The organism is Stenotrophomonas maltophilia, assembly GCF_013464485.1.
Taxonomy (GTDB): Bacteria; Pseudomonadota; Gammaproteobacteria; order Xanthomonadales; family Xanthomonadaceae; genus Stenotrophomonas; species Stenotrophomonas maltophilia_AW.
Map to the genome: position 1 here is coordinate 118,269 of NZ_RAUX01000028.1, position 12,652 is coordinate 130,920.

At 67.5% G+C, this 12,652-nt stretch carries 7 protein-coding genes; 4 read left to right on the top strand and 3 right to left on the bottom strand.

Annotated features, from left to right (window positions below):
- Positions 1-60: 60 nt before the first annotated feature.
- From D7Y61_RS12720 to D7Y61_RS12730, 3 genes are read right to left on the bottom strand one after another with little or no spacing between them, the layout of a single operon-like run.
- Positions 61-972 (bottom strand): BPSS1780 family membrane protein, encoded by a 912-nt coding sequence (locus D7Y61_RS12720; protein ID WP_005411674.1) that lies wholly within the window; start codon positions 970-972, stop codon positions 61-63.
- Positions 973-1,022: 50 nt separating this feature from the next.
- Positions 1,023-1,769, bottom strand: coding sequence for a glutamine amidotransferase (locus D7Y61_RS12725; RefSeq protein ID WP_180866530.1), 747 nt, complete (start codon positions 1,767-1,769; stop codon positions 1,023-1,025).
- Entirely contained in the window at positions 1,741-3,576 is a 1,836-nt protein-coding gene (locus D7Y61_RS12730; RefSeq protein ID WP_180866532.1) for a GspE/PulE family protein, read from the bottom strand. Before D7Y61_RS12730 ends, D7Y61_RS12725 begins: the two co-directional genes overlap by 29 nt.
- An 83-nt stretch (positions 3,577-3,659) precedes the next feature.
- On the opposite strand from D7Y61_RS12730, the gene glyQ reads away from it, so the two are divergent.
- The 4 genes from glyQ to D7Y61_RS12750 all read left to right on the top strand — a co-directional run bounded on the left by glyQ (position 3,660) and on the right by D7Y61_RS12750 (position 12,634).
- On the top strand, positions 3,660-4,571 hold the full coding sequence (gene glyQ / locus D7Y61_RS12735) for a glycine--tRNA ligase subunit alpha (protein ID WP_049430272.1): 912 nt from the start codon (positions 3,660-3,662) through the stop codon (positions 4,569-4,571).
- Positions 4,572-4,648: 77 nt separating this feature from the next.
- On the top strand, positions 4,649-6,724 hold the full coding sequence (gene glyS, locus D7Y61_RS12740) for a glycine--tRNA ligase subunit beta (RefSeq protein ID WP_180866533.1): 2,076 nt from the start codon (positions 4,649-4,651) through the stop codon (positions 6,722-6,724).
- A 256-nt stretch (positions 6,725-6,980) separates the two neighbouring features.
- Complete coding sequence (locus D7Y61_RS12745) at positions 6,981-8,777, top strand: autotransporter assembly complex protein TamA (protein WP_080291770.1); 1,797 nt, start codon at positions 6,981-6,983, stop codon at positions 8,775-8,777.
- On the top strand, positions 8,774-12,634 hold the full coding sequence (locus tag D7Y61_RS12750) for a translocation/assembly module TamB domain-containing protein (RefSeq protein ID WP_180866535.1): 3,861 nt from the start codon (positions 8,774-8,776) through the stop codon (positions 12,632-12,634). Before D7Y61_RS12745 ends, D7Y61_RS12750 begins: the two co-directional genes overlap by 4 nt.
- Positions 12,635-12,652 lie beyond the last annotated feature (18 nt).

The window sequence follows — 12,652 nt, forward strand, 5'->3', positions numbered from 1 at the left end:
AAGTCGTTTGTGCCTCCAACGACTTAATCCCCTCCGTCCCCTTTTTTTCCGATGTGCTGGTCAGGCGTGGAACACGTCGCTGGAGGTCGGCGTGGTCGGAATCGGCGGCGCCGCGCGGCTGCCGCGGTGCACGAACATCTGCTTCCACGCGGCGTAGACCGCGCCGACATACAGCGGCATCAGCACCGTGGTCAGTACCAGCTGGGCGATGAAGGCAGCGGCCAGCGGGCCACCGATCAGCATCGCGATCTGGATCACGATCACGAACAGGATGTACATGCAGAACGCGGCGATCAGGCCGAGTGCGGCGAACACGATCATCGCGCCGATGTTCTCGATACAGCCCTGCAGGCTCAGGCGCAGCGCGTGCATGCCACTCTGCTTGTCGAACACCACCAGCGCCGGCTGGGTGAACATCGCCAGCGACAGCGCGACCGCGCTCAGGAACACCAGCAGCATCCACAGCGCGATGCGCTTGGCGGGCAGGTTGGCGACCAGCGCCGCTGCATCGTCCGGCTTGATCTGCTGGCCACTGCGGCTGATCTCTTCCATCTTGGTCATGACCTCGCTGAAGGCGGTGAAGCCCTCGCGGCCGATCATCAGGAACAGCAGCGCGCCCAGCAGCAGCACCGCCAGCACCTGGATCGCCAGCGGCACCAGCAGGTGGCTGACGCGGTGGTCGCGGATCGGCTGCAGCAGGTGCGAGGCCAGGCCCGGGCGGCCTTCATCGATTTCGCCCACGGCATACAGCATGCCGCCGAACATGATCGGCGAGATGGCCAGCGTCATCAGCTGCACAGCCATGCCGGCGGCGCCGGGAATCAGTGTCGACAACAGCGTGACCACCCAGCTCACCAGCAGCCAGGTCAGGCCGATCCGGGCCAGCTGCAGCGGCGCACGCCGGTACAGGGAGAACGTATCCAGCAACCACTGGGCGCCCGCCGAAGCCGGCAGCTTGCGAATCTCTTTCATGGACATCCGGGAAGGACAGGAGGGGGCCGGGCGGCTGCCCGTGCCGCCGATTATCCCTGTTTTGCCATCGGCTGGGCTGAAGACAGCCGCGCCTGGCGGACGAAGCGCCGCAACAGCTGGCGGGCCAGCGGCGCGGCACTGACCGCGCGCTCGATGCTGCGGGCGCAGCCGCCATGGCGGCCGATGCAGTCGGCGCGGGCGCGCACGTAGCCGCGCATGTGGTGGGTGGCGAACTCCGGATGGAACTGCACACCCCAGGCCTGGCGGCCCCAGCGGAAGGCGTGGCAGCCGTCCAGCGGCGAACGGGCCAGCACCTCGGCCCCGTCGGGCGCGCGCAGCACGGTCTGCAGATGGGTGGCGTGGGCAGCGAAATGCTGCGGCAGGCCCTGGAACAGCGGGTCCTGTGCGGCCTGCGGCTGCAGTTCCAGCTCGATCGTGCCGGACTCGCGGCCGGCCGGGTTGTAGGCCACCTCACCGCCCAGTGCATGCGCCAGCAGCTGATGGCCGTAGCAGATGCCGAACACCGGCAGGTCGTCGTGGGCGGTCTGGCGCAGCCACGCAGCGCTGCGCTCGCTCCAGTCGGCGTGGTCGGTGACGAAGGCGGCCGAACCGGTCACCAGCACGCCGGCGAAGGCGCGCGGGTCGGGCAATGCATCGCCATGTTCAACATCGACCACCACGGTCTCGTGTTCTTCCAGCCCGGCGGCGACCCGGATCCAGTGCGGAAAGCGCCCGTAGCGGCGCAGCGACGGTACCGGGCGGCCGGTTTCAAGAATCAGGAACGGGGCTGGGTTCATCCGGGGGCGGCAGGACTGACAGGACTTCCTCGATTGTAGTCAGCCCCAGCGCCACCTTTTCAAGCCCGGCCTGGCGCAGGGTTCGCAGCCCTTCAGTCCGCGCGGCACGGGTGAAACCGGCCAGGTCCATGTCGGCGCGGATCTGCCCGCGCAGCCGCGAACCCAATGGCAGCAACTCATACAGGCCGATACGGCCGAGGAATCCGGTGCGCCGGCACTCCAGGCAACCGACCGGTCGACAGGGCGTGGCGGCATCTGGATATGCACCATGGCTATCAGCCAGCACCGCCCAATCAGCTGGGCCGAGGCTGTGCGGCTGCTTGCAGTGCGGGCACAGCGTGCGCACCAGGCGCTGGGCGAGGATGCCGTTGAGGGTGCTGGCCAGCAGGTAATGCGGCACGCCCAGGTCGAGCAGGCGGGTGACCGCCGATGGCGCGTCGTTGGTGTGCAGGGTGGACAGCACCAGGTGGCCGGTCAGCGAGGCCTGCACCGCCATCTGCGCCGTTTCCAGGTCGCGGATCTCGCCGATCATGATGATGTCCGGGTCCTGCCGCAGCAGGGTGCGCACGCCGCTGGCGAAGTCCAGGTCGATGTTGGCCTGCACCTGCATCTGGTTGAACTCGGGCGCGATCATCTCGATCGGGTCTTCCACCGTGCACACGTTCACGTCCGGCGTCGCCAGCCGCTTCAGCGTGGAATACAGGGTGGTGGTCTTTCCCGAGCCGGTCGGGCCGGTGACCAGCACGATGCCGTGCGGGCGCTCGACCAGCGCATTCCAGCCAGCGGCCTCCTGCGGGCTGAAACCGAGTTGGTCGATGCTCTTGAAGGCCGCATCCGGGTCAAAGATGCGCATCACGCACTTCTCGCCGAAGGCGGTGGGCATGGTCGACAGGCGCATCTCGACCTCGCGGCCACCTGGTGAACGGGTCTTGATGCGGCCGTCCTGCGGGCGCCGGCGTTCGGCCAGGTCCATGCGGCCCAGCACCTTGATGCGGCTGACCACCGCGGTCATCACCGCCGGCGGCACTTCGAACACCTTGTGCAGCACGCCGTCGATGCGGAAGCGCATGCGCCCCATCTCGCGGCGTGGCTCCAGGTGGATGTCCGAGGCGCGCTGCTCGTAGGCGTACTGCAGCAGCCAGTCGACGATGTGCACGATGTGCTGGTCGTCGGCATTGACGTCGCCGGTGCGGCCCAGCTCGACCAGCTGCTCGAAGCTGGGCAGGGTGGTGTTGGCCTCGCCGCGCACGTCGCCGCGGGCGCCCCGCACCGAGCGGGTCACCCCGTAGAACTCCATGGTGTAGCGGTGCAGGTCCAGCGGATTGACCACGGCCAGCTCGATGCGGCGGCGGGTCAGGTGCTGCAGGTCGCGGCGCCATTCCTGCACCAACGGTTCGCTGGTGGCCACCAGCACGCGCTCGGCGTCCACCGCCAGTGGCAGGAAGCGGTGACGGCGGGCGTAGGCATGCGATACCAGCGCAGTGACCGCAGCAACGTCGACCCGGGTTGGATCGATGCGCAGGTAGCGGCTGCCAGTGCGCTGCGCGAGCCACTCGGTCAGGCGCTCCAGGGTCAGTTCGCCGCCGCCGGTGGCGGCCAGCTTGAGGTTGGACAGCAGCACCAGCGGATGCACTTCACTGGCGTTGCGCGCACCCTGCGCGGAAAACCGCATGCGCTCGCGGTCCTGCTCGGCCACCAGTCCATCGGCGGCCAGCGCCGCGGCAATCTGCTCGAAGTGAAGCCGTCCCCAGGGCAACGGGGCACCGCCCGCCTCGCCGGGCGTGCCTGCCGGCAGCCGATGTTCCATCTGCCTGCTCCTCCCGGGTACGGAATGCCCCGCAGGTCGGCCGTTATACTAGCGCACCCCCTTGCCGGCCAAGACTCGTACGCATGTCCGCGACCCCGACCGTTCCGATCACCTTCCAGGGCCTGATCCAGACCCTGAACCAGTTCTGGGCCCAGCAGGGCTGCGTGCTCATCCAGCCGCTCGACCTGGAGGTGGGCGCCGGTACCTTCCACCCGGCCACCTTCCTGCGTGCGATCGGTCCGGAAGGCTGGAACGCGGCCTACGTGCAGCCCTCGCGCCGCCCGACCGACGGCCGCTACGGCGAGAACCCGAACCGCCTGCAGCGCTACTACCAGTACCAGGTGGCGATGAAGCCGGCGCCGGACAACATCCAGCAGCTGTACCTGGATTCGCTGAAGGCGCTGGGCATCGACCCGCTGGTGCATGACCTGCGCTTCGTCGAGGACAACTGGGAATCGCCGACGCTGGGTGCCTGGGGCCTGGGCTGGGAAGTCTGGCTCAACGGCATGGAGGTGACCCAGTTCACCTACTTCCAGCAGGCCGGTGGCCTGGAGTGCCGTCCGGTACTGGGCGAGATCACCTACGGTCTCGAGCGCCTGTGCATGTACCTGCAGAACTGCGACAACGTCTACGACCTGGTCTGGACCTACGGCCCGGACGGCCAGCCGGTGACCTACGGTGACGTCTACCACCAGAACGAGGTGGAGCAGAGCACGTACAACTTCGAATACGCCGACGTGGAAGAGCTGTTCCACCGCTTCGATGCCTGCGAGCGCGAAGCGCAGAAGCTGGTGGAAGTGAACCTGCCGCTGCCTGCCTACGAGCAGGTGATGAAGGCCAGCCACACCTTCAACCTGCTCGATGCACGCCGTGCGATCAGCGTGACCGAGCGCCAGCGCTACATCCTGCGCGTGCGCGCGCTGGCCCAGGCGGTGGCCAAGGCCTACTACGAGCAGCGCGAGAAGCTGGGCTTCCCGGGCGCGAAGAAGGCCTGACGGCCGCTCCCCCCTTCTCTCAACCTCCGGGGCGCCGGACGCGTTGCGCGCTGCGCCCCCACCACAGGATCGAACCGATGAGCCAATTGTCCCCCCTGCTGATCGAACTGGGCACCGAGGAGCTGCCGGTCAAGGCGCTGCCGGGCCTGGCCCAGGCGTTCTTCGACGGTGTTGTCGAAGGCCTGCGCAAGCGCGGTGTCGCGCTGGAACTGGGCGATGCGCGCCCGCTGTCGACCCCGCGCCGCCTGGCCGTGCTGCTGCCGGGCGTCGGCCTGGAACAGCCGGAACAGCACAGCGAAGTGCTGGGCCCGTACCTGAACATCGCGCTGGACGCCGAAGGCCAGCCGACCAAGGCCCTGCAGGGTTTCGCCGCCAAGGCCGGGATCGACTGGACCGCGCTGGAGAAGACCACCGACAACAAGGGTGAGCGTTTCGTGCACCGCGCGGTGACCCCGGGTGCGAGCACTGCCAGCCTGCTGCCGGAGATCCTGCGCGAGGCGATCGCGGCGATGCCGATTCCCAAGCCGATGCGCTGGGGTGACCACGCCTGGGGCTTCGCGCGCCCGGCCCACTGGCTGGTGCTGCTGCACGGTGCCAACGTGGTTGAAGCCGAGCTGTTCGGCCTGCAGGCCGGTCGCGTCAGCCGTGGCCATCGTTTCCACCACGACCAGGCGGTGTCGCTGGCCCAGCCGCAGGATTATGTTGAAGCCCTGCGTGCCGCGTTCGTGCTGGTCGACCCGAGCGAACGCCGTGCGCGCATCGTTGCCGAGGTCGAGGCCGCTGCGGCCAAGGCCGGTGGCAGCGCCCGCATCACCGACGACAACCTGGAGCAGGTGGTGAACCTGGTCGAATGGCCGTCGGCAGTGCTGTGCAGCTTCGAACGCGCGTTCCTGGCGGTGCCGCAGGAAGCGCTGATCGAGACGATGGAGATCAACCAGAAGTTCTTCCCGGTGCTGGATGCCGCTGGCACCCTGACCGAGAAGTTCATCGGCATCGCCAACATCGAATCGAAGGACGTGGCCGAAGTGGCCAAGGGCTACGAGCGCGTGATCCGCCCGCGCTTCGCTGATGCCAAGTTCTTCTTCGACGAGGACCTGAAGCAGGGCCTGGTGTCGATGGGCGACGGCCTGAAAACGGTGACCTACCAGGCCAAGCTGGGCAGCGTGGCCGACAAGGTGGCGCGCGTGGCCGCCCTGGCCGAAGTGATCGCACCCCAGGTTGGCGCCGACGCTGCGCAGGCCAAACGTGCGGCCGAGCTGGCCAAGAACGACCTGCAGTCGCGCATGGTCAACGAGTTCCCGGAGCTGCAGGGCATCGCCGGCCGCCACTACGCCGTGGCCGGTGGCGAATCGGCCGATGTGGCGCTGGCCATCGACGAGGCCTACCAGCCGCGCTTCGGCGGTGACGACATCGCGCTGTCGCCGCTGGGCAAGGTGCTGGCGATTGCTGAACGTGTCGACACGCTGGCCGGTGGCTTCGCCGCTGGCCTGAAGCCGACCGGCAACAAGGACCCGTTCGCCCTGCGCCGCAACGCGCTGGGCCTGGCCCGCACGATCATCGAAAGCGGCTTCGAGCTGGACCTGCGCGCGCTGCTGGCCAGCGCCAACGCCGGCCTGGCCGCACGCAACGTGCAGGCTGATGTCGGCGAGCTGTACGACTTCATCCTCGACCGCCTGAAGGGCTACTACGCCGACAAGGGCGTGCCGGCCACGCACTTCAATGCGGTGGCCGAGCTGAAGCCGGCCTCGCTGTACGACTTCGACCGCCGCCTGGATGCGATCGGCACCTTCGCCGCGCTGCCGGAAGCCGAGGCGCTGGCTGCGGCCAACAAGCGCATCCGCAACATCCTCCGCAAGGCCGAAGGCGACATCCCGGCCCAGATCGACCCGGCGCTGCTGCAGGAAGACGCCGAGCGCGCGCTGGCTGAAGCGGTCACCGCGGCCATCGACGACACCGGCGCCAGCCTGCAGCACAAGGACTATGTGGCTGTGCTGGCGCGCCTGGCACGCCTGCGCCCGCAGGTCGACGCGTTCTTCGATGGCGTGATGGTCAATGCCGAGGATCCGGCGCTGCGTGGCAACCGCCTGGCGCTGCTGACGATGCTGGGCGAGCGCCTGGGCAAGGTGGCAGCGATCGAGCATCTGTCGAGCTGACGCCCGTATCGGTAGTGCCGGCCGCTGGCCGGCATTGCCACCGCGCATCGGATCGATCTGTGGGTTGCCGGCCAGTGGCCGGCACTACCGGATCACCGCTGGCGGATGTCCATCGGGGTCATTGCCGGCATCGCGCACGATGCCGGCATCCTCGGCTGCGATCACGACGATCGCCACAAAGGCGCGTATTTTGACCGCCACTTAACAACCGATCCCCAATGACGTGATGCATTTCGCATCGTCACCTTCGGTCGGTATGCTGTGCCGCATGCAGCCAAAGAAATACGCCCTGCCGCTGATGGTCCTGTCGCTGGCCGCCACCTCCGTGGCCCACGCGCGCGGCACCATCGACAAGGTGGACATCAAGGGATTGGACAAGGGCGACGACGCCGCAATCATCGAGAACATCCAGGAATCGCTGTCGCTGTACGACACGATCGGCAAGGAACAGGGCGAATCGCGCCTGGAGTACCTGCTGTCACAGGCCGAGCGGCAGACCCGCCAGGCACTGGAACCGTTCGGGTACTACAACCCGGTGATCAAGGTCGAGGCGCCGCGCGAGGACGAGCACGTGCGCGTGCTGATCCATGTCGACAAGGGCACCCCGGTGACCGTCCGCCGCGAGCACATCGACATCACCGGGCCGGCGATGTACGACCAGTACCTGCAGGACGATCTGGCCGCGTTCAAGCCGCGCAAGGGCCAGCGTTTCGAACACACGCAGTACGAAGCCAGCAAGATCACCGTCACCCGTCGCCTGGCCGAACGTGGCTATTTCGATGCCGACTACACCCAGCGTCAGGTGCAGATCACCCGTGCCGACAACGCCGCCGACATCGACCTGACCTGGGACAGCGGCCGCCGCTACAACATGGGACCGGTGCGTTTCGAGCAGGACTACTTCGTCGACAAGCTGTTCGATCCGCTGGTGTACTGGGAACAGGGCAGCTACTTCCACGAGGGCAAGCTGGACCGGCTGCGCGAGTCGCTGACCAAGCTGGACTACTTCAGCGTGATCGACATCCAGCCGCGGCCCGACCAGGCCGATGCGAACGGCGAAGTGCCGGTGGATGTGAAGCTGACCCGTGCCAAGCGCACCATTTACACCGCGGGTCTGAGCTACGGCAGCGAAAGTGGCCCGGGTGTGCGCGGTGGCATCGAACGGCGGTGGCTGAACAACCGCGGCCACAAGATGAACACGCAGCTGGACTATGCGCAGAAGCGCAAGAGCCTGGTCACCAGCTACCGCATTCCGGCCTTCAACTGGCTTGATGGCTGGTACACCTTCGCTGCCAGCGCCTACGACGAGCAGACCGACTACATCGACCTGCGCAACTTCAAGCTGATCGCCAGCCGCAGCGGCGAGATCAACGAACACTGGACCGCGATCGCCTCGATCAACGCGCTGCGCGAGCGCTGGCGCTATGCCTCCGGCACCGAATTCACCGACGCGGTCTACAACACGTCGACGCTGGTGTACCCGCAGATGGTCGCCGACTACGTCAACGTCGATGACGAACTGTTCCCGCGCAAGGGCATCAGCGGTACTGCGACGATGCGTGCCGGCGTTGAAGGTGCCGGTTCGGACACCAGCTTCGTGCAGGCCAATGCCGTGCTGCGCTGGTACATCCCGGTGGGCGAAAGCAACCGCCTGATCCTGCGCGGCGAGGGTGGCACCACCTGGACCAGTGATCTGGTGGCGATGCCGCCCAGCCTGCGCTACTTCGCCGGTGGTGACCGCAGCATCCGCGGCTATGCCTATCGCGAGGTGGGCCCGCGGACCCCGGCACCGGACAAGTACGCGCTGGGCGCCAAGAACCTGGTGATCGGCTCGGCCGAGTACGAGCACTATTTCAATGGTGGCCCCTGGGGTGCGGCGGTGTTCGTCGATACCGGCAGCGCCTTCGACAACACCATCGATCTGCATACCGGCGTCGGCTTCGGCGTGCGCTGGAAATCGCCGGTGGGCCCGGTGCGCGTGGATATCGCGCATGGCTTGAACAACCCGGATTCGCAGTTCCAGCTGTACCTCAACATCGGAGCGGACCTGTGAGTACGCCCGCACCCACTCCGAACCCGACCACGCCGCCGCGCGTGCGCTTCTACCGCCGCCGCCGCTTCTGGGCCTGGTCCGGTGTGGGCGTGCTGGGCCTGGTGCTGCTGGCCCTGCTGGCGGTGTACTGGTTGCTGCAGACCGTGGCCGGGCGTGACGTGCTGCTGGCGCAGGTGGTGGCACGGCTGCCGGTGGGCGCCAGCTTCACCTGGGACAAGGTGGACGGCCCGGTGGCCGGTCCGCTGACCCTGTACAACGTCGACTTCCGCTACGACGACATCCATTTCCACGCCGAGCGCGCCCATCTGGAGCCGGACCTGCGCCCGCTGCTGGGCCGCAAGCTGCTGCTGGACAAGCTGGAGCTGACCAACGCGACGTTGAACCTGGCCAAGAGTGACGAGCCGTTCAAGCTGCCGTCGTGGCCCGATTCGCTGCCGCAGATCGAAATGCCGTTGGCGATCCAGGCCGATGCCATCGCCATCGACGGCTTCCGCATCAGCCAGGCCAACGAGCCGGTGATCGACATCAGTCGCGTGCGCGGCGGCATCGAGATCGCCAATGGCGAGTTCCAGGCACACAAACTGGTGGTGGACAGCGACATGGGCAATTTCACCGCCCAGGGTCGTTACATCCCGGCCAAGGACTACGACACCGATGTGACCGTCACCGCGGTGCTGCCGGCGCCGCGTGGCCGCACGGCCGCCACCGTCGGCCTGGTCGCGCGCGGTGACCTGTCGCACATGGAAGTGGCCGTAGCCGGGCGCGCGCCGAAGCCGCTGCACGCGATGCTGGTGTTCGATGGCCGCACCGATCCGAGCTGGAGCGCCAGCATCCGCAGTGACGAGCTGGATCTGGCGCTGCTGTCGCCGGCACTGGCCAGCTCGGCGATCGCGCCGCTGGCACTGGACTTCACCGCCGCCGGCAAGGGCGGCAACGCCAATCTGCGTGGCAAGGTGAAACAGGGCGATCAGGAACTGGAACTGGCACCGTCGGTGGTGTCGCTGCAGGACCAGGTGCTGAAAGTCTCACCGCTGCTGGTGAAGGGTCTTGGCGGTGAGGCGCGGCTGGAAGGCACCGCCGATTTCAGCCAGGAAAACCAGCAGAAGCTCAACTTCTCGGTGGTCGCACATGATCTGACCTACGTACCGGCGCCCGATCCGAATACCGCCGGCAGCGCACCGGTGCCGGTGACCCTGAAGGAAGCACGCTTCGGCCTGGCCGGTACCCTGAAGGCCTGGGCGGCGATCGGCCGCGCCGAGGTCGAGCGCGACGCGCAGAAGGCACAGCTGCACTTCGATGTGCGCGGCAACGATCAGGCCGCGTCGATCCACCAGCTGCAGGCGCAGACCCCAGGTGGCCAGCTGCAGGTGGAAGGCCAGGTGGCGTGGGCACCGCAGCTGGACTGGGATGCCAAGGCCACGCTGAAGGACTTCGACCCCGGCTATTTCGTGCCGGGATGGAATGGCCGCCTGTCCGGCAACCTGGCCTCCAAGGGCCGCCAGCTGCCGCCGCCGGCAAACGCACCGCCGGGTACCGCCGGCACGTTGGAAGCCACGGTCGATCTGCCGTCGTTGAAGGGCGTGCTGCGTCAGCGCAACCTGGACGCGCAGGGCAAGTTCGCGCTGCAGGGCGCGCAGGGCCAGGGTGACCTGAAGCTGTCGCTGGGCAGCAGCCGGGTGACCGCTTCGGGCAAGGTCGGTGACCGCCTCGACATCGATGCGCGTTTCGAACCGCTGCAGCTGAGTGACCTGCTGCCGGGCGCCGATGGCGGCCTGCGTGGCCAGGTACAGGTGAAGGGCCCGCGCGATGCGCCGGACATCACCGCCGACCTGGTCGGCAACAACCTCAACTGGGACGGCTACGGCGCCGAGAGCGTGAGCATCAAGGGCCACCTGCCGTGGCGTGGCGACAGCGGCACACTGGCGATCCAGGGCCAGCAGGTCAATGCCGGCATGCTGCTGGAACGCTTGAATGTGGATGCGCAGGGCAGTGTCTCCAACCTGCGCCTGGCCGCGCAGACCCGCAACGAGATGGGCGCGATCGAGCTGCAGGGCAGCGTGCGCCAGCAGGGCGCGCAGTGGCGCGGCGAGCTGGCCGCGCTGCGCATCGCACCGGTGAAGGGCGATGCCTGGTCATTGCGTGCACCGGCGGCGTTCGCGATCAATGGCAGTACCTACACGCTGTCCGAAGCCTGCCTGGCCGCAGCCAGCAGCGGCGCGTTGTGCGCACAGGCGAATTGGCCGCGCGAGGGCCTGGTGGTGCGCAGTGACGCGTTGCCGCTGGCGCTGGTGCAGCCGTGGCTGCCGCCGCAGTCCGGCCGCCGCATCAACCTGCGGGGTGAGGTCAGTCTGGACGCACAGATCCGCCCACGCGGGAATGCCTGGGAAGGCCACGTGGAAGTGCGTTCGAAGGAAGGCGGCATCCGCCTCGGCGAGAGCCGCGCCACGGTGGGCGATACCACCCGTGGCGAGCTGGTGCGCTATGACCAGTTCTCGCTGAAGCTGGACATGACCCCGGCCATCATCAAGGGCTACCTGGGCATGGGCTTCCAGGGCAACGGCTTCGTCGATGCCAGGATGCAGACCGGCTGGGAAGCCAGTGCGCCGTTGAACGGCGAGCTGTACCTCAACATGTCGCGGCTGTACTGGCTGGAGCTTTTCTCGCCGGACATCGTGCGCCCGACCGGCCTGATCGAAGGCCACGTCAGCCTGCGCGGTACGCGCGGCCAGCCATCACTGGGCGGTGATGCACAGCTGAGCAACTTCAAGGGCGAGTTCCCGGCGCTGGGCCTGACCCTCGATCAGGGCAAGGGCAGCTTCGTGGCCCAGCCCGATGGCTCGGCCAAGATCACCGCACAGGCCAACTCGGGCCAGGGCACGCTGTATGTGGATGGTGGCCTGTCGTGGTTCGGCGATGCACAGCCGCTGCAGCTGAAGATCCATGGCGAGAATGTGCTGCTGTCCAACACCAGCGAACTGCGCATCGTTGCCAACCCGAACCTCGACTTCACCCTGGCCAAGGCCGCGATGGAGCTGCGCGGCACCGTGCACGTGCCCGAGGCTGATATCGACCTCGAACGCCTGGACCGCGGCACCTCGGTGTCCGAAGACGTGGTGGTGCTGGACCCGGCCGATCCTGAAGAATCGCGCACCTCGCCCCTGGACATGGACCTGGTGGTCAGTCTGGGTGACAAGGTGAAGATGACCGGCTTCGGCCTGAAGGGTGCACTGACCGGCAAGATGCAGGTGTGGGCCAAGCCCGGCCGCGAGATGACCGCCAACGGTGGCCTGGAAGTGAGCGGTCGCTACAAGGCCTATGGTCAGGACCTGACCATCACCCGCGGCAACCTCACCTGGAACTACAACGCGGTATCCGACCCGCGCATCAACATCCGCGCCGAGCGCCGGATCGGTGATGTCACTGCCGGCATCGACGTGACCGGGCGTGCGCAGCAACCGCGTGCGGACGTATGGTCCGATCCGGCGATGTCGCAGTCCGAAGCGCTGGCCTACCTGGTGCTGGGCCGCAGTCTGACCGGCGCCAGCAGCGACCAAACCCAGCAGGTCAATGCGGCCTCGGCGGCACTCTCGGCCGGCAGCGGCCTGCTGGCCTCCCAGCTGGGTGCCAAGCTGGGTCTGGACGATGCCGGCGTGAGCCAGTCGCGCGCGCTGGGTGGCTCGGTGATCGGCGTTGGCAAGTACATCTCGCCCAAGCTGTACGTCGGTTACGGCGTGTCGCTGGTCGGTGCCGGTTCGGTGATCACGCTGAAGTACCTGCTGCGCCGCGGCTTCGATGTGGAAGTGGAATCGAGCACGGTGGAAAACCGTGGGTCGATCAACTGGCGGCGGGAGAAGTAACGATGCGGTAGTGCCGGG